This is a genomic window from Acinetobacter sp. S40 (assembly GCF_016624705.1).
In the GTDB taxonomy this organism is placed as follows: domain Bacteria; phylum Pseudomonadota; class Gammaproteobacteria; order Pseudomonadales; family Moraxellaceae; genus Acinetobacter.
On the sequence record NZ_JACVTU010000013.1, the window covers coordinates 1 to 18,467 of the forward strand.

Annotated in this window: 14 protein-coding genes; 8 read left to right on the plus strand and 6 right to left on the minus strand. The window is 40.2% G+C overall.

Annotated features, from left to right (window positions below):
• The first annotated feature begins 184 nt into the window (after positions 1-184).
• The 3 genes from IAE19_RS13375 (at position 185) to IAE19_RS13385 (ending at position 5,260) form a co-directional block, all read left to right on the plus strand.
• A complete protein-coding gene (locus IAE19_RS13375; RefSeq protein WP_200461417.1) occupies positions 185-1,309 on the plus strand; it encodes a PepSY-associated TM helix domain-containing protein in 1,125 nt (374 codons plus the stop codon).
• 587 nt (positions 1,310-1,896) lie between these two features.
• Positions 1,897-4,275, plus strand: coding sequence for a YgiQ family radical SAM protein (locus IAE19_RS13380; protein WP_200461418.1), 2,379 nt, complete (start codon positions 1,897-1,899; stop codon positions 4,273-4,275).
• 457 nt (positions 4,276-4,732) lie between these two features.
• Positions 4,733-5,260: a DUF2726 domain-containing protein gene (locus IAE19_RS13385; RefSeq protein WP_200461419.1), complete on the plus strand. Its 528-nt coding sequence runs from the start codon at positions 4,733-4,735 to the stop codon at positions 5,258-5,260.
• Here the strand turns inward: IAE19_RS13385 and IAE19_RS13390 are convergent.
• The 6 genes from IAE19_RS13390 to IAE19_RS13415 form a co-directional block, all read right to left on the minus strand.
• Positions 5,250-5,603, minus strand: a complete 354-nt coding sequence (locus IAE19_RS13390; protein WP_200461420.1) for a RidA family protein — start codon at positions 5,601-5,603, stop codon at positions 5,250-5,252. The two genes, IAE19_RS13385 and IAE19_RS13390, sit on opposite strands and share 11 nt — an antisense overlap.
• Entirely contained in the window at positions 5,604-6,929 is a 1,326-nt protein-coding gene (shiA, locus tag IAE19_RS13395; RefSeq protein WP_200461421.1) for a shikimate transporter, read from the minus strand.
• 221 nt (positions 6,930-7,150) lie between these two features.
• Positions 7,151-8,206: a DNA polymerase IV gene (dinB, locus tag IAE19_RS13400; RefSeq protein ID WP_200461422.1), complete on the minus strand. Its 1,056-nt coding sequence runs from the start codon at positions 8,204-8,206 to the stop codon at positions 7,151-7,153.
• A gap of 2 nt (positions 8,207-8,208) precedes the next feature.
• Positions 8,209-8,955: a GH25 family lysozyme gene (locus IAE19_RS13405; protein WP_200461423.1), complete on the minus strand. Its 747-nt coding sequence runs from the start codon at positions 8,953-8,955 to the stop codon at positions 8,209-8,211.
• 87 nt (positions 8,956-9,042) lie between these two features.
• On the minus strand, positions 9,043-10,434 hold the full coding sequence (mdtD, locus tag IAE19_RS13410; RefSeq protein WP_200461424.1) for a multidrug transporter subunit MdtD: 1,392 nt from the start codon (positions 10,432-10,434) through the stop codon (positions 9,043-9,045).
• Between the two features lie 165 nt (positions 10,435-10,599).
• A complete protein-coding gene (locus tag IAE19_RS13415) occupies positions 10,600-11,217 on the minus strand; it encodes a TIGR00730 family Rossman fold protein (protein WP_200461425.1) in 618 nt (205 codons plus the stop codon).
• 324 nt (positions 11,218-11,541) lie between these two features.
• Here IAE19_RS13415 and IAE19_RS13420 point away from each other — a divergent pair, with 324 nt between their 5' ends.
• The 5 genes from IAE19_RS13420 (at position 11,542) to parC (ending at position 18,428) form a co-directional block, all read left to right on the plus strand.
• Entirely contained in the window at positions 11,542-13,137 is a 1,596-nt protein-coding gene (locus tag IAE19_RS13420) for a TerC family protein (protein ID WP_200461426.1), read from the plus strand.
• A 67-nt stretch (positions 13,138-13,204) separates the two neighbouring features.
• On the plus strand, positions 13,205-13,675 hold the full coding sequence (locus tag IAE19_RS13425; RefSeq protein ID WP_200461427.1) for a YchJ family protein: 471 nt from the start codon (positions 13,205-13,207) through the stop codon (positions 13,673-13,675).
• A 49-nt stretch (positions 13,676-13,724) separates the two neighbouring features.
• Positions 13,725-14,369 (plus strand): trimeric intracellular cation channel family protein, encoded by a 645-nt coding sequence (locus tag IAE19_RS13430; RefSeq protein ID WP_200461428.1) that lies wholly within the window; start codon positions 13,725-13,727, stop codon positions 14,367-14,369.
• Positions 14,370-14,734: 365 nt separating this feature from the next.
• Positions 14,735-16,054: an MFS transporter gene (locus IAE19_RS13435; protein WP_200461429.1), complete on the plus strand. Its 1,320-nt coding sequence runs from the start codon at positions 14,735-14,737 to the stop codon at positions 16,052-16,054.
• A 154-nt stretch (positions 16,055-16,208) separates the two neighbouring features.
• On the plus strand, positions 16,209-18,428 hold the full coding sequence (gene parC, locus IAE19_RS13440; protein WP_200461430.1) for a DNA topoisomerase IV subunit A: 2,220 nt from the start codon (positions 16,209-16,211) through the stop codon (positions 18,426-18,428).
• The last annotated feature ends 39 nt before the right edge of the window (positions 18,429-18,467 follow it).

The window sequence follows — 18,467 nt, forward strand, 5'->3', positions numbered from 1 at the left end:
TCGCCAGCTTTTAAATATAAGCCCCGTCACTAGCCAGTGGCGGGGCTTCTTCTTTTACAACGTACTATGAAATATCTCAGGAATTTAAGAATAAAAGCTTGTTTTTTTGATTATTATTAATAATAATCATTTTCATTATTGAGATGTACATTTATTTATACCTATATATAGGTTGATCAATTTAGTGAAACAATTAAATACCAGTAAACAAAAACAATCGAAATGGTATCGCATCAACTTATGGATTCATCGCTGGGTGAGTCTAGTTGTAGTTATTCCATTCGCAATATTGTGTATAACAGGTGTGATTCTAATTTTTCATGAGGAAATTGATCGTGCTTTAGGCATTCATCCTGAAGTGCAATACAGTCAGCAAACTACTCAATATCCGTTGTCACGTGCCCTGAGTGCTCTTCAGAAGATTTATCCAAAAGACCATATCGTCAGCACAGCATTAGATGATGAACATTTTCCTGGTATTTTATTGGTAGGTATGGCGAAAGAAAATGAAGGGGTAAATCAGGCGCATTGGTCGTATATTGATATTCACCAAGCCAAGTTGATTGCACGTCCCGAACCAACAGATACATTTACAGGGTTCTTGTTAGAATTACATGCCAACTGGTTTTTAGGGCCTATTGGTGAGTTAGTTGGCGCATTGATTGCCTTACTGGTTTTTCTTTCTCTTATTTCTGGGCTAGTCGTTTATGCTCCTTATGTAAAACGCTTTTTATTTGGCATTATTCGCAGGGATAAAGGTAAACGTATATTCCAGCTAGATTTACATAATCTTATGGGATCAGTAGTATTAGGCTGGGCTTTGGTTGTGACAATTACGGGCTTTTTGCTGGGTTTTGGTACCGTAGCGATTGGCTTATGGCAATTAACAGAATTGCACCACCTCCAGCAATATTATTATTCCACTATACCTGTAACGTCTATGTTACCTATTGATCAGGTGTATGCTGCTGCGGCACACGTTGCCCAAGGCTGGAAACCGACCACGGTATTTTATCCAAATACAGAGTATTCTACGGCTCATCATTATCTGGTGTTATTGCAGGGGAGTGACGGGCTCAATGCAAAAATGCTGCAAATTGCTTTGGTTGAGGCAAATACAGGGCAAGTTGTTCGTGTCATGCAATTGCCTTTGTATTTGAAAATGATCCTGCTTTCACAACCTTTGCATTTTGGAGATTATGGTGGAATCTGGTTAAAGTTATTATGGGCGCTATGTACTTTATTAACCTTATTCATCACTGTAAATGGTGCATGGTTATGGTGGGCCAAACGTAAAAGGATCCGTTAGTATATGTATCATATAGTGAAATGGAATAGCCTGACTATAATCGTTATTTTATCCATGATTAGTCTAACCAGTATAATATTGATGTTAATATTGGATGGATTTTGGGATTATATTTTTTTATTAACAGCCAGTTTACCATTATGGGCTGCTATTTTTAGAGCCTCTACTTTGATCAAAATACGTGATAAATAATTTTGGTTTGAAGAAGAAGTTTGAAAATAATCTGAACCTAAGTAACGTAAAAATAAATTGTAAATCATTAAATTTTCATACATTTAATTATTGATGAATTGCATTTTTATAGCGTAGATCTGATTCTAAATTTCAAAATAGACACAGGATGTTCTGTGCTGAATTACTGCTTATTTTTTTATCTTTCGCTTGATAGTGTGCAATAACAAAAATGCCTATTTATTTTTAATCGTCAGCCAGAATGTAGCTTGTGTATAAAAAATAGTCAAAATAATTGTTATCTCCTTGTTTATTCAATTTTTATAATTCTAAAAAGTGAATGAAATTCATGTTAAAATGATCAGCTTTCATCTTTGATGCCATCCCTCTTTTCAGCAAGCCGAGAATCGCAAGCTATGTCTACTGCCTACACTATGCAGACCGCGCCCAAAGCGTTGTTTGATTACGACAAATATTGGGCGTCGTGTTTTGAACCAGCGCCATTTTTGCCGATGTCACGCGAAGAAATGGATCAGCTTGGCTGGGATGCTTGCGATTTTATTTTGGTGTGTGGGGATGCCTATATTGATCACCCATCTTTTGTTTCTGGGGTTATCGGCCGTGTATTGGAAGCGCAAGGTTTCCGTGTCGGAATTATTGCACAGCCAGACTGGACCAATGTTGAGAGCTTTCGGATATTAGGCAAGCCCACTATTGCTTGGGGGGTAACAGCGGGCAATATGGATTCGATGATCAATCGTTATACCGCAGATCGTAAAATCCGTTCAGATGATGCTTATTCTCCAAACAATGAAGCCAATAAGCGTCCCGACCGTGCTGCAACAGTATATTGTCAACGCTGTCGAGAGGCTTTTCCTGATGTGCCTGTTTTATTAGGTGGTATTGAAGGTAGTTTACGTCGAATCGCGCATTATGATTATTGGTCAGATAAAGTCCGTCGCTCGATTTTGATGGATTCTAAAGCAGATCTATTAATATATGGTAATGGTGAGCGTGCCATTATCGATGTGATGCATCGGCTCGCCAAAGGCGAAAAAATTCACGAGATTACCGACGTACGCGGTACTGCATTTATTATTAATAAACACAATAAAGCTTCAAAAGCACAATTTGTCGAAATTGCCAGTAATGATGTGGATAGTATTGGTCGAGTCGATCCTATTATCAATCCCTATGTGATGACCGAGGATATTGATGGTTGCGAAGTTGAAAAAGAAAAAGGTAATTCTTTAGCACAATACCAAAATTTCCAAAAAGAAATCGTTAGCAATCCAATTGTTCGGGAAGGTGATCACCTCGATGAAAACACCCAAATCGTACAATTAAAACTTGCGCCATCAAAGGCGATTAAACATAAATTACCTCCACGTGAATTGGCGGTGATTCGTTTGCCTTCTTTTGAGCAGGTGGTCAATGACCATGTGTTATACGCACATGCCAACCGAATTTTACATCTGGAAACGAATCCGGGTAATGCTCGGGCTTTAGTACAACGTCATGGTGAACGTGATGTCTGGATTAATCCACCTCCAATTCCTCTGACCACAGAAGAAATGGATTATGTATTTGATTTTCCTTATGCACGATTGCCACATCCTGCGTATGGTGACGCGCGTTTTCCTGCTTTTGATATGATCAAATTTTCGGTCAATATCATGCGCGGCTGCTTTGGTGGCTGTACTTTCTGTTCGATCACTGAACATGAAGGACGAATCATTCAAAACCGTTCGGAAGAATCGATTTTGCGTGAAATTGAAAAGATTCGTGATACCGCACCACAATTTACAGGCATTATTTCTGATCTGGGTGGTCCGACTGCCAATATGTACCGTTTGGCTTGTAAAGATCCTGAGATTGAAAAGAATTGCCGTAAACCTTCCTGCGTATATCCGGGCGTATGCCAAAATCTGCATACTGACCATACTCCATTAGTTCAACTTTATCGTAAAGCACGTCAGATTAAAGGTGTAAAAAAGATTCTCATTGGTTCAGGGCTACGTTATGACTTGGCAGTATTGAATCCTGAATACGTTAAGGAACTGGTACAGCATCATGTGGGCGGCTATTTGAAAATTGCGCCTGAACATACTGAGCAAGGCCCATTATCAAAAATGATGAAACCGGGCATTGGAACATATGATCGTTTTAAACAGATGTTTGAACGTTTCAGTAAGGAAGTAGGCAAAGAGCAATATTTGATTCCTTACTTTATTGCTGCACATCCGGGTACCACTGATTACGATATGATGAATCTAGCGGTCTGGCTCAAAAAAAATGGTTTCCGTGCTGATCAGGTTCAGACTTTTTATCCATCACCGATGGCAACCGCCACGACCATGTATTATTCAGGCAAAAATCCACTTTCCAAAGTAGCGCGATATACGGAAAATGTAGATATTGTTAAAGGCGAAAAACGTCGTCGTTTACATAAGGCTTTCTTACGTTATCACGATCCCAACAACTGGCCTTTATTACGTGAAGCGTTAAAGGAAATGGGCCGAGCTGATTTGATTGGGAACTCTAAACAGCATTTGATTCCAACGTATCAACCCAAAGCGGTTGAAGGTGAATATAAATCTGCCCGTAAGAAAAATTCGAGTAGTGCGGGGGATTCAGTCAAACGTAATGCGCAGTCAAATCAGCAGCCAAAACATCCACAAAAAGGCCAAATATTGACGCAGCATACAGGTTTACCACCGCGTGAAACAGGTCAAAAACGCCCTTTTGATGCAGTAAAACCAAGGGCTAAGCCAAAAAATAAAACACGTGCCTAATTGATTGTTTAAAAAAACACCTTGGATAACCGAGGTGTTTTTTTCAAAACTTGAATTCTATTATTCTAAAGGCAATATGTTAATTATGCAGCCGATCAGATAATTTGTTTTTTTAAGTCTGAATCGTCTCAAACCAAATCTGAAATATACAAAACATTACTTATTGGATTTAGGCTAAGTCGGTCAGATAAAAATAAAATAAATACATCAGTTTATCTGCGATGTTGCAACCTTAATATAGATAAAATCCGATATACAACACTTGCATCTTTGCTTTAATTTATTATGATGAAAAGAGCCATGGAATGGTGTTCTAGACTTTGGTCTAACTTGATTGAAAGGACATAGACTTTTAATTTAGATTAAATGGAAACCTGTAAAATGAAAAATAAGCAGGTGAAGTAGAACAAATCGGTCTTGAAACCGAAATATAAAAAATATTAAAGGATTGATTCAGATGTATTATTTTTTAGCGATTAGCATTTTGATGCTGATCTCATTCATGGCCTATAAAGGTCTGAAGCGTGAGCAACTTTATGATAGTGCGTTAAAACGTCGTGCTGTGATGAGTAGTCATGAACAATTATTTTTCACACGCTTAAAACAAATATTCCCAGAGTTCACCGTCTTGGCACGGGTTTCATTTGATGCCTTACTCACTACCAAATTTTTAAGAACACGCCATAAGTATCAGTCAATGGTGGCTGACTTTGTAGTATTGGATCAAAATTATCAGGTCTTTGCGATCGTTGCTTTTGCCGATCTGAGTCATGCTAGACGAATTCATCCTGATTATTATCAGGATCGTTTATTGGAACTAGCGGGATACCGAGTGATTCGTTACGATGTGGTGCCTGAGCTTGAGGATTTAAGAGAACAGTTTGAAAATGATCTGATTTCAGTCAATGCTCAACCTTCTCAGATCACTTTTCCAGCGCAAAGTCGGGTATTTAAGCTCGATACGGTCAGTAATCTTAAGGTTTAACTGCGACCACTGTCATTTCAACCAATACGTCTGGGCGATACATTTTCGCTTCAACACAGGTGCGTGGAAGTGCCTGTATATCTGCACACCATGCATCCCAGACGTCATTCATGCCTGCGTAGTCATTTTCAATATCTTTAAGAAAGATCATCACTGAGAGAATATGACTTTTATCTGTCCCTGCATCTGCCAGAAATCGATCTATCAAATCTAGTGTTTGTTGGGTCTGACCGCGAATATCCAACGTGAAATCTTCAGCAAGCTGGCCCGCAAGATGTACCAGATTGCCCGAAATCGCGATTTCAGAAAAACGTTTGGTAATATGTAAACGTTGAACGCTCATTTATTTTGCCTGTACATATTCAGAAGATGTTTCTGATTGTACGTGTGCTTTCATTCGCGCTGCAACTAAAGTGGTAAGTAAACATCCAATGGTTAAATAAATAGCAACATAGTGCCATTGCCCATTTGCCAATGTTACCAATGCTGCAGCGATAAAAGGAGTGAAACCTCCACCAACAATACTAGCTACCTGATAACCGACACCAGCACCGCTATAGCGATAGGCTGTACCAAATAACTCGGTAAAAATAGGCTGATGTACACTGACCACCATATCGTGGGAAAGGTTAGCCAATAAAATCGCAAATAGAATAATCCAGATTGTTGAGCCACTTTCTAAGGCAAAGAAAAATGGAAAAGCGCAGACCGCACCAATCAAGCCACCTACAACACACATCCGACGACGGCCAAAACGGTCAGAAATATGAGCAAAAAAAGGAATAGTGAAACAGCTAATCGCACCGACCATCAGACCAATATTTAAAAATAAACTAGAAGACATGCCTAAATTTTTAGTGGAATAATTTAAAGCAAAGGTTGTGACCAGATACATGGTAAGTAATTCGGCCAAACGTAAGGCGATAATATAAAAAAAGCCTTTGGGATTTTGTCGAACAGCTTCAAACAAAGGTACTTTGGCAGGTTGTTGCTTAGCTTTAACAACATTTGCTACGAATTCTTGTGATTCTTCTTGTCCACCCCTTACCCATAACGCAAATAAAACCAGAACCACGCTGGCTAGGAAGGGAATGCGCCATGCCCAATCAGCAAAAGCCTCCTGACCCCACAGATAGATGACCAATGAGACACTACCTGTTGCTAGCATCAATCCAACCCCGTAACCGATCTGTACACCACTGCTGTAGAAAGCCTTACGTCCCGCGGGTGCACTTTCTACAGCCATGAGAGCTGCTCCACCCCACTCACCACCCACAGCAAAGCCTTGAATAGCACGAAGTAAAACCAACAAAACTGGCGCCCACCAGCCAATACTTGCAAAATTGGGAAGTAAACCAATCAGAACAGTTGCTGTCCCCATTAAAAATACGGTCAGGAACAGCATTTTTTTACGACCTAGACGGTCACCAAAATGACCAAAGACAATGCCACCCAATGGGCGAAATAAAAAACCTACACCAAAGGTAGCAAATGCAGCCAGTGTACCAATCGCAGGATTAACATTAGGGAAAAACTGATGATTAAAAACCAGTGCAGCAACAATACCGTAGAGAAGAAAGTCGTACCAATCGACAACAGCACCAATGAAACTACTAAATGCGGCTTTACGAGCGCGCTGCGCTTGCGAGACAGGAGGAGAAGGGGGCATGCAAGAGGAATCCCATGTTTTTAAGAACCAGTTGCCCTGTAATATTCGGATTTTTTCGTCACGCTAACTACAGGACAGCATGCTAAAAATAAAGGTAAGGTTTTAGCATAACCGCAGATACATGGGTAAATGCATTTGCGAGGCTAGATTACTCTAAAATAAAACAGAAGTGAAATGTAAAAAGGTTGGTTTTTTGCGCATTTGAATAAAAAATCGGCAGATCACCAAAGCGATAATTGATTTTCATCGGCTTGGGGAGCTAGTTGATATACCCCCATACCAATAAGACGATACTGAAATTCGGTAGGCAAATGCATTTCATTGAGCAGTATTTGTAAAATATCGAGTAGTTCGGTCAGTGACTGAATAGGACGTTTAAAACTTTTACTGTGTTGATAAATCTGAAAATTTTTGAGTTTCAGTTTAATCGTTACACCGCGTGCAGTCAGTTGCTTATACTGTAAATTATTCCAGACTTTTTCAGCGAGTGGTGGCCAATAGGCTAAACATTCACTGAGATATAAATCACCATCAAAGGTGGTTTCCTTGGAAATTTGCTGGCGTTCTCGTTCGGCTTGAACTATTCGATGATCAATTCCTTGGGCATAAAGAAACAATTGTTTTCCATATTTACCAAAATGATGGATAAGTATATTTTCTTCAATTTGTTGTAAATCACCTAGCGTTTCAAGCTTAAGCTGTTGTAATTTTTCCTGAGTCACTCGTCCAACCCCTGGGATTTTTTTTAAGGGCAAATGTTGGATAAAAGCTTGTACTTGGTTTGGTTTAATTACACATAAACCATCAGGTTTGTTCCAGTCAGAGGCAATCTTGGCTAAAAACTTATTCGGCGCGACACCTGCTGAAGCGGTGAGTCCTGTAACGTTAAAAATATCCTGACGAATTTGAATAGCAACATCTGTAGCGCTGGGTAGGTTTTTTAAATTTTCAGTGACATCCAGATAAGCTTCATCTAGAGATAAAGGTTCAATGATCGACGTGTATTGTTGAAAAATCTGGTGGATTTGTGCGGAAACTGCACGATATTTTTCAAAATTAGGTTCAATCACCACCACCTCTGGACAAAGCTTACGGGCTTGTCCCATCGACATTGCAGAACGTAAACCAAATTCACGCGCGGGGTACGAGGCTGCTGCAATGACCGCACGAGGATGATGCGATGATATCACCACAGGTAAATGTTTAAGTTCTGGATGTTCACGTAACTCGACTGAGGCATAGAACGCATCCATATCAATATGAATGATTTTACGCATGATCATGGTTTAGTTGTTTGTTTATTTTGCTCAATGAACTTTTGCCATTGTCGCGGTGAGCCTGAAAACACATTCAAATCGACAGGTTTGGCAATTCCTTGAATGTTACCCTGATTGGTATATTGCCAAAACATCCAGTCTCGTTGATCCTTCAATTGAGGTTTTTCCTGATAATCACGAATCCAAAGCGGCGTATCTTTAAAACTTCCCACCAATACGATGTGATAGAAACTCTTAGAGACATAAAATATCGGTTGCTTAGCGTAATGCCGTTTTAACAGATCGTGCATCACTTTGATTTCCTGAAGTAACTGCTCTTTGGTATACGTATTAATACAATTACTGTCGTATTCCAGATCAATCACAGGTGGAAGTGCATCGAGCTTTTTGGGAACAGTTTCAATAAAGTTTTGTGCCTGAATTTGACCATCGCGGCATAGGCGATAAAAATGATAAGCGCCAACATGAAACCCACGTTCTCTAGCTTTAAGCCAATTGTCCTGAAATTTTGAATCTTTAAAGTCACCGCCTTCGGTTGCTTTTAAATACACAAATTGAAATTTTTCAGGAGAAATCTTTGACCACTGAATATCACCCTGATGATGTGATAAATCAAAACCTTGTACAGGATAATCCTGTGCTGAGGCTTGACGATGATAAAACACCCCAAAATAAAGCAATAATGCCATGACGACTGCGACTATTCCTCCACCAAAATAGGGGATATAGGGGGTTGATCGAGAAGACATGGTTTTTGGCATAGCACTGATATTGATAGATGAATTTACATCTTATCCTGAACTAAAAAAACATACCATGATGAAAATGCAACGCCATTAAACTGGCATATTGCGTGGAATCCGCGAAAACACGATTGCCGTAATAATATTGATACAGCCTAGACAAATTAGCGATGCATGAAAGGCAGTTGTGAGATGTTGAGTACCAAAATGTTGGGTAAAAAAATTGATTAAAGTTCCTGCTAGCGCTACTCCAATACTCATTGACAACATCATGATCATAGATAAAAAACTATTGCCACTACTGGCATCATGTTGTGATAGATCCTTAAGGGTCAGAGTATTCATGGATACAAATTGTAAGGAGTTAAGGATCCCAAAAATAAAAAAGTGAATCGCACGAATCCACCAAAGTGTATCTGCTGTCATCAGGGCAAAACTGGCAATGCCTGCACCTACTAAGATCGTATTGGTCAATAAAACTGTTCGATAGCCAAACTTTTGAATAATGGGGCGGATAATTGGTTTAGAAAATAAAGATCCTAGCACCAAGGGAATCATCATTAAACCTGTATAAAAAGGTTCAAATCCAAACGCAACTTGTAACATCAACGGTAAAATAAAGGGCACTGCATTGCCACCAAAACGTGCAAAAAAGTTGCCCAATACTCCAATCGCATAAATTCTATTTTTAAATAAATCACTGCGAAATAATGCATTTTGATGATTATGTGCGTGATAGGCATAAACGAAGGCAGCAAATACTCCTGCACTGAGTAAACTGATACTAAGCCATTTGGAATACTCACGACTTGCCAAATGTTCAATACCTAAAGATAAACCCACCATTGCCACGATCAATAATACAAAGCCACTTAAGTCAAATGCTTTGACAGAAGGTTCGGTTGCATTCGGCATAGCTTTAAAGGTAACCAGAATGCCTAATAAACCCATTGGAATATTAATCAGGAACACCCAGTGCCATGTCGCAACCTCAACTAACCAACCTCCCAATGTCGGGCCAATTAATGGGCCAATGAGTCCAGCAAGACTCATTAAGCTCATGGCTGCCAGAAATTGGGTACGAGGAATAAGCTTGAGCATGGCGAGTCGTCCGACAGGCAATAATAATGCACCACCGATACCTTGAATAACCCGGAATAAAATTAATTGGTTGAGGTTTTGAGAAAGTCCACAGCCTAAAGAGGCGGCTGTAAAAATAATAATTGCAGCAAAGTATGTATTTCTTACTCCAAAACGGTCTGCCAACCAGCCACTTAAAGGGATAAAGGCAGCCACAGTGAGTACATACGCAACGACTACGCCATGCATGCGTAGAGGATCTTCATTTAAATGATGCGCCATCGTTGGAATAGCCGTATTCACGATCGTGGTATCGAGTGCCTGCATAAAAAAGCCAATAGACACTAAAAATACCAATAATCGAAATTCGGGCTGTAATTTTTGATGCGTGGGCGCGGCATTCATAGAAGTGAAAATAAATCCTGAGGGCTTTACTTAAAAGTAGCATAAAATCAGATAAAAGGTTATTTGACTGCTGTTGAAGTCCAGCAATTTCTTTATTTTTTCTTGTTAAAAATAAAATGCGGATTTAAAAAATCCGCATGGATATTTGCGATGGATTTGGGAAAGTTAAACCACAAAATGACTAGGCTGGTTCAAGTTTTTAATAGTGGTGTAAATTTCTTCGATACAATGGCAGACAATCAACTTGGCACGATGTTGCGGGGGTAAAAAACCTTCTTGAACAGCATGATCTAGTTGTGCAATTAGGGCATCATAAAAACCATTAACGTTATATAAAATCATAGGTTTCTGGTGTTGATTTAATTGCCCCCAAGTGGCAATTTCCAAAATTTCCTCAAAAGTTCCTAATCCACCTGGCAGGGCAACAAAAGCACTAGCACGATCTGCCATCATAGATTTACGTTCATGCATAGTGCGTACAATATGCAATTCGGTAAGTTTTGCATGCGCTACTTCATAATCCAGCATAAACTCTGGAATAACACCAACTACTTCACCATGATGTTCAAGTACAGTATCGGCCACTTGTCCCATGAGGCCAATGCTAGCACCGCCATAAACTATACCAAAACCCTGTTCTGCAATGCCTTGAGCCAGTTCGATGGCTTTTTCTCGATAAATCGGTTTGTTTCCGCTACGTGATCCACAATATAAAGCAATTAAAGGTTGAGTTGTTTTTACAGTTACATTCATATCTGGTGTCATTTCTACTACGCTATTCATCTCGTTTTCGTTTTACCTTATCACGTTCATTTCTACTTCACTACATTAAGCAAGAAATATGACAACTTTATGCGTATGTCGCATAAACTTTGTATTGGCTTAGTGACGTACATCTGCGTCTGATTTAAAAAGAGATGAATTTTTAAAAAATCTTGCCTATACTGAAACCCTGTTTAACAACAAATTTATGCCCATGGGTAGTGGTTGTCGTCACTTCGTTTTTTCTTTGTCTATACAACAAAATTTTCGCCTTATTTTTAGCGAGCAAAGTATCTCGCTGCATATGAATAAGAACAATAACAAATCGCAGGAGGAGACCAGTCAATGATTTTTGAATGGATGTCTGATCCTTCTGCATGGATTGGTCTTGCGACGCTGGTTATTCTAGAAATCGTTCTTGGTATCGATAATCTGGTCTTTATTGCTATTCTTGCGGAAAAGTTACCGCCTGAGCAGCGCAATACAGCACGTGTGTTAGGCTTGATTCTGGCGCTAGGAATGCGTCTGATTTTGCTGGCTTCAATCGCGTGGGTGGTAACTTTAACCAGTCCACTCTTTCATATTTTTGATCACCCTTTCTCAGGGCGTGATCTGATTTTATTGTTCGGCGGTGTGTTCTTATTATTTAAAGGCACGATGGAATTGCATGAACGTTTAGAAGGTCAGCAGTTTCAAAAAGAAGAAAATCCAGTACATGCTACGTTTTGGATGGTGATTGTACAGATTGTCGTGTTGGATGCAGTATTTTCACTCGATAGTGTGATTACTGCTGTCGGTATGGTCAAACATCTTTCAGTAATGATGATTGCAGTCATTATCGCTGTTGGGATTATGCTTTGGGCATCCAAGCCGCTTATGGAGTTTGTCAATAAACATCCGACAGTAGTCATTCTATGTCTAGCATTTTTAATGATGATTGGTTTCTCACTGGTCGTGGAAGGTTTCGGATTCCATATCCCGAAAGGCTATTTATATGCTGCAATTGGTTTTGCTGTGCTGATCGAAATGGCGAATCAGGCGATGCGCCATAATCAGGAAAAAGCGGTGACTACCACGGATTTACGCTATCGAACAGCGTCTGCTGTATTAAAAATGCTAGGCGGTAAAAATAGTGCTGGCAGTAGTGATAATCAACAAAATGAAAATGAAGATGTATTGGCAACGCAAGCGTTTGCCGATGAAATGTTTGATGAAGAAAATGGTGCTTATCATAGTGTAATGGTGCAAGGTGTTTTAGGGCTATCTGAACGACCTGCAAAATCTGTGATGACACCACGACCTGAGCTGGAGTGGATTGATCTGGAAGAACAACCAGAAGCCTTAAAACAGCGCTTACTTTCTATGACTCATTCACGTCTCATTGTAGCCAGAGGCGAGTTGGATAATATTGAAGGGATTGCTTTAACTCACAAAGTCTTAAATGAATATATTGAGACAGGTACAATTAATTTTAGTCATCATTTACGTGAACCTGTGATTGTGCATGAAAATGCACAGGTATTGATGGTGATGGAACAATTGCGTCAGGCGCCTTTGCAAATGGCAATTGTGTTAAATGAATATGGTTCGATTGAAGGTATCGTGACTCCAATTGATGTACTTGAAGCAATTGCGGGTGAATTTCCAGATGAAGATGAGCTGGAGGCGGTAGCAGAAAGTCTGGAAGATGGCTCACTTATGCTGGAAGGATCAACTGATATTCGTCATGTGTCCTTATTGCTGAATCGCGACTTGGTCAATGAAACTGAAGAATATTCAACCTTATCGGGTTATATCCTATTTCATTTGGGACGGTTACCTGAAAATGGTCAGAAGGTACATGCTGATGGCTATATTTTTGAAGTCGTCACTATGGATGGACACAAAATTGAAAAAGTCCACGTGATTGTTGATGAAAAGCAGCCACAGAAAAATGACTAGTTTTTCAAGTCATTCATTATTTTAATAGCCCTGTTTAAGGGCTATTTTTTCAATGGCAGAAATAAAGATGAATTTAGAAAATCGTTGTCCTTGTGGTCAGGGCGATTACGTGAGCTGTTGTGAACCCTTACATTTAAAAACAGCAGTGGTACATTCAGCCGAACAGTTGATGCGTTCGCGTTATAGTGCTTTTGCATTACAAAAAATTGATTATTTGATCGAAACGACAGCATTGGGGCAGCAACCCTTTTTAGATCGCGCGGCTATTGCTGATTGGAGTCGTCAGAATCAATGGCTAAAACTGGAAGTGCTACAACATCAGCCAAAAATAGGTAAAAACCATGCATCGGTTGAGTTTAAAGCACATTATCATGACGGTAAGACAGTACAAGTACATCATGAACTTTCTTATTTTGTCCAACACCAGATGCAATGGTACTTTCTTGATCCGACTGTAGATCAGCACTTCACGATGAAACAACCTTGTATTTGTGGTTCGGGTAAAAAATTTAAGCAGTGCTGTGCGCAATTTCTATAAGTTTACCGTAGAATAACCGCCATATTTTCCCCGATATGGATGAAGGGCAATGTTACTCACCATTATTTATATTATTGCAATTACGGCTGAGGCGATGACGGGAGCGTTGTCGGCAGGTCGGCGTAGTATGGACTGGTTTGGGGTAATGTTGATTGCCTGTGTTACCGCATTAGGCGGTGGTTCGGTACGTGATGTACTGCTAGGACATTATCCGCTTACTTGGGTGAAGCATCCTGAATATCTCATGTTGACCTGTGCGGCAGCGTTTTTTACCATTTTAATTGCTAAATGGATGCGTCATTTACGCAATATCTTTTTATTGCTGGATGCATTGGGGCTCATCGGTTTTACTATTATTGGTTGTCAGATTGCATTGCAAATGGGACACGGTTTTATTGTCTCTGCGGTGGCAGGCGTGTTGACGGGAGTATCTGGTGGTATTTTGCGGGATATTCTGTGTAATGATGTGCCATTGGTGTTTCGTCGTGAACTTTATGCCAGTATTTCTTTTGTCGCAGTGATCTGTTACTGGGTTTGTCTGGAAATTGGCATGTCACTTGAGTTGACCGTGATTTTTACCTTGTTCTTTGGTTTTGCACTACGCTGTATTGCGATTTATTTTGGTCTGGAAATGCCGAAATTTATTTATCAGGATGATGACAGCGACTCTGCTTCTTCTACAGATCGGCATTAAAAGCGGTTGTGAATTTATATGGATGGGCATCGTGTATGTTGATTGAAGCAACTGAGTAACACCTCTCTAGTATTGTTGAATTGGTTAATTTTTCTTATCGTAATAAGAATCATCAGGGTTGGGCATCTGATGTAGGCCAGCCCTTGTTGAAAGATTTAACTGTGCTACATTTAGTGAAGCATGAATACCGTGATTAAAACTATTTAAATAAAAGGGTACTGATTGCAGGCTTAAACGAAACAAGGGGATTTAAGTAAGTTATCCAAATTAAAAATCATATTTTGACTTCGATTAGGTTAACTGCTCTTTGGATCATTTCAACAATCAATAAAAAATTAATCAAATGGTAAAGGGTTAGCTGGTCTATGGATTTAGTCTCTCGTGTTCAAAACCTACCCATTGGCAGATTCCACTATACCTTGCTCTGTGTGGTAGGGCTAGGATGGATGTTTGATGCCATGGATACAGGTATCATTGCTTTTATCATGACAACCCTAGTCAAAGACTGGGCGCTAACACCTGCCGAAAGCGGTTGGATTGTAAGTATTGGTTTTATTGGTATGGCGATTGGTGCGGTATTTTCTGGTGGTTTGGCAGATCGCTTTGGACGCAAGACCATTTTTGCTTGCACTTTGATGCTTTATAGTCTTGCTACTGCTGCCTGCGCATTTGCGCCAAATTTGACATCTTTATTGATTTGTCGTTTTGTCGTTGGGCTTGGATTAGGTGGACAACTACCTGTTGCTGTAACCTTAGTCAGTGAATATGTTCCTGCGCAGGTCCGTGGTCGTTTTATTGTCTTGCTTGAAAGTTTCTGGGGAGTAGGTTGGCTGGTTGCCGCGCTGATTTCTTATTTTGTCATTCCTAAATTTGGTTGGCATATGGCATTTTTACTGGGTGGTTTACCTGCGTTATATGTGTTTGTCATTATAAAAAAAGTTCCCGAATCAATTCCTTATCTGATCAATCGTGGCCGTATTGATGAAGCGCATGAATTGGTTCAGCAGCTTGAACAACAAGCCGGCGTTGCTGTAGTGGAAAAAATCGAAGTAAAACCTGTCTCAGAACAACGAAAAGTATCATTTCTTCAGCTATGGTCGTCACCCTTTGCACGACGAACCTTAATGTTATGGTTAATCTGGTTCGGTATCGTTTATTCCTACTACGGGATTTTTACATGGCTCCCCAGTTTATTGGTTAAACAAGGCTATAGTGTTGTGCAGTCATTTGAATATGTTTTATTTATGATACTGGCTCAACTTCCAGGATATATCGCAGCTGCATGGTTGGTAGAACGTCTGGGGCGTAAAATGACACTCGCAGGCTTTATTGGAGGATGCGCGATTGCAGCCTACTTTTTCGGGCAAGCGCAAGGTGTCAATACGATTATGTTTTGGGGCTGTTTGATGTCATTTTTTAATCTGGGTGCATGGGGGGTACTTTACACCTATACCCCTGAACAGTATCCCGCCAACATTCGTGCATTTGGTTCAGGCTGGGCATCGGCGATTGGTCGAATTGGAGGGATTGCAGCACCTTTAGTGGTGACACACATGATGGTGGCACAAAATGGCTTTCATCACGTATTTATGATGTTTACTGCGGTTTTATTTGCAGTGGCTGTGGTCGTTCTGATTCTGGGAGAGGAAACACAGGGTAAAACATTGGAGTCGATTGGCCTTTAATCATAAAAAGAGGTTGAACATGCCTCATAAAATGGATAGTTTTAGCTCATAAGACATAATTTGACGCAGTGCATGATAGTAGGGTCTTGTATCCTTATGCACTGCCACTTAGCATAACCATGAATAGAAAAATTGATTAGGATCATTCTCGAATATGTCCAGCCTTGCGCACCATGCGACAGAAAACCGTTCCGTTGCTGAATTTACTGAACAAGCCTATCTGAATTACGCTATGTACGTGATTATGGATCGTGCTTTGCCACATATTAGTGATGGTTTAAAGCCCGTGCAGCGACGCATTGTGTATGCCATGAGTGAGCTGGGTCTAAAACACAGTGGTAAACCAAAAAAATCAGCACGTACAGTGGGTGATGTACTCGGTAAATATCATCCACATGGTGATTCGGCGTGTTATGAAGCGATGGTGCTGATGGCACAACCCTTCAGTTATCGCTATCCCTTGATTGAGGGGCAAGGCAACTGGGGTTCTCCTGATGATCCGAAATCTTTTGCAGCTATGCGTTATACCGAAGCTAAGCTCTCTGCATTTAGTGAATTATTACTCAATGAATTAGGGCAGGGGACGTGTGATTGGCAGGATAACTTTGATGGTTCAATGAAAGAACCTGTCAATTTACCTGCACGAGTACCTAATATTTTATTAAATGGCACCACAGGCATTGCAGTTGGAATGGCTACGGACATTCCTCCACATAATTTACGTGAAGTTATCAAAGGCACTATTGCGCTGATTCGTAATCCTGAAACCTCGGATCAAAAACTGGCTGAGTATATTCCCGCGCCAGATTTACCAACCAAAGCTGAAATTATTACCCCGCGTGAGGAACTCCTCAAAATTCAAACTACAGGACGTGGTAGCTATAGAGTACGTGCAATTTATCATATTGAAAAAGGTGAAATTGTCATTACTGACTTACCTTATCAAGTATCTGGTTCCAAAGTAATTACGCAGATCGCAGACCAGATGCAGGCCAAAAAACTGCCCTTGGTCAGTGATATTCGTGATGAGTCTGATCATACCAATCCCACACGTCTGGTCATTGTATTGCGTTCCAATCGTGTAGATGCAGAAACGGTGATGAGCCACCTGTTTGCGACAACGGATCTTGAATCTAGCTATCGTGTAAACCTGAATATGATTGGCGCGGATGGTCGGCCTCAAGTTAAATCGATTCGTCGCATTTTGCTGGAGTGGATTGAAATCCGAAAGCAAACAGTTACGCGTCGTTTGCAATATCATTTAAATAAAATCGAAAAACGCTTACATATTTTGGCTGGTTTACTCATTGCCTATCTGGATATTGATACGGTGATTCGTATCATTCGCGAAGAAGATCAACCTAAACAAGAGTTAATGGCACACTTTGGGATTGATGAAATACAGGCCGAAGCGATTTTAGAGTTGAAGTTACGGCATTTGGCTAAACTTGAAGAAATGGAAATTCGGCGTGAACAAGAAGAGCTTGAAGCAAAAGCCGAAGTTATTCGTGAACAATTGGGTAATCCAGAATCCCTAAAAAATCTGATTATTAATGAACTTAAAGAAGACGCGAAAAAATTTGGAGATGATCGCCGTTCTCCGATTGTAGAACGTGAAGACGCAGTACAGATCCGCGAACAGGATCTCATGCCTGCCGAAACAGTGACAGTGGTTTTATCTGAAGCTGGCTGGATTCGCTGTGCCAAAGGTGCAGAAGTTGATACAGAGAATTTAAACTATCGTGCGGGTGATCAATACTTAAGTCATGCAATAGGGAAATCTAACCAACGTGCTTATATACTCGATGAAACGGGAAGAAGTTATGCGCTACCGATTAGTAATTTACCGTCTGCCAGAGGTTCTGGCGAACCTTTAAGCTCTAAATTATCTCCAGCCAATGGGGTCTCGTTTATTCAGGTGTATATTGCGGATGATGAACAGGAGCTAATCGCTGCCAGTAACACAGGTTATGGCTTTAGAAGTCAGGCAAAACAACTCGATACCAATGCCAAAGCAGGAAAAGCATTCTTGAGCGTACCTGAAAAAGCTGAGGCATTACCGCTATTGCCAGTACAAGACGCTACCCATGTTGCGATACTCAGTTCCGCAGGTCGTTTATTGATTATCGAAATGTCAGAATTACCAATACTTAATAAAGGCAAGGGTAACAAGTTGATACAACTTGATACCAAAGAACAAATTTTATCCATGACAGCTCTGAATTTAAATGAAATAATTCAGGTGGTTGCGGGACAGCAACAATTAAAATTAAAAGGTGATGATCTCCTCAAATACGTGGGCAAACGAGCGACAAAAGGGCAACTCTTACCACGAGGATATCAAAAAGCAAATAGACTGTTGATTCAGAGATAATTCTGGCATCTGCTGCATTATATAGGCTATATATAGTCT

Bases quoted from the DNA above. Each gene is read 5' to 3' on its own strand.
- IAE19_RS13380 (WP_200461418.1), top strand. From the start codon at position 1,897: ATGTCTACTGCCTACACTATGCAGACCGCGCCCAAAGCGTTGTTTGAT.
- IAE19_RS13385 (WP_200461419.1), top strand. From the start codon at position 4,733: ATGTATTATTTTTTAGCGATTAGCATTTTGATGCTGATCTCATTCATG.
- IAE19_RS13390 (WP_200461420.1), bottom strand. From the start codon at position 5,603: ATGAGCGTTCAACGTTTACATATTACCAAACGTTTTTCTGAAATCGCG.
- shiA (WP_200461421.1), bottom strand. From the start codon at position 6,929: ATGCCCCCTTCTCCTCCTGTCTCGCAAGCGCAGCGCGCTCGTAAAGCC.
- dinB (WP_200461422.1), bottom strand. From the start codon at position 8,206: ATGCGTAAAATCATTCATATTGATATGGATGCGTTCTATGCCTCAGTC.
- IAE19_RS13405 (WP_200461423.1), bottom strand. From the start codon at position 8,955: ATGTCTTCTCGATCAACCCCCTATATCCCCTATTTTGGTGGAGGAATA.
- mdtD (WP_200461424.1), bottom strand. From the start codon at position 10,434: ATGAATGCCGCGCCCACGCATCAAAAATTACAGCCCGAATTTCGATTA.
- IAE19_RS13415 (WP_200461425.1), bottom strand. From the start codon at position 11,217: ATGAATAGCGTAGTAGAAATGACACCAGATATGAATGTAACTGTAAAA.
- IAE19_RS13420 (WP_200461426.1), top strand. From the start codon at position 11,542: ATGATTTTTGAATGGATGTCTGATCCTTCTGCATGGATTGGTCTTGCG.
- IAE19_RS13425 (WP_200461427.1), top strand. From the start codon at position 13,205: ATGAATTTAGAAAATCGTTGTCCTTGTGGTCAGGGCGATTACGTGAGC.
- IAE19_RS13430 (WP_200461428.1), top strand. From the start codon at position 13,725: ATGTTACTCACCATTATTTATATTATTGCAATTACGGCTGAGGCGATG.
- IAE19_RS13435 (WP_200461429.1), top strand. From the start codon at position 14,735: ATGGATTTAGTCTCTCGTGTTCAAAACCTACCCATTGGCAGATTCCAC.
- parC (WP_200461430.1), top strand. From the start codon at position 16,209: ATGTCCAGCCTTGCGCACCATGCGACAGAAAACCGTTCCGTTGCTGAA.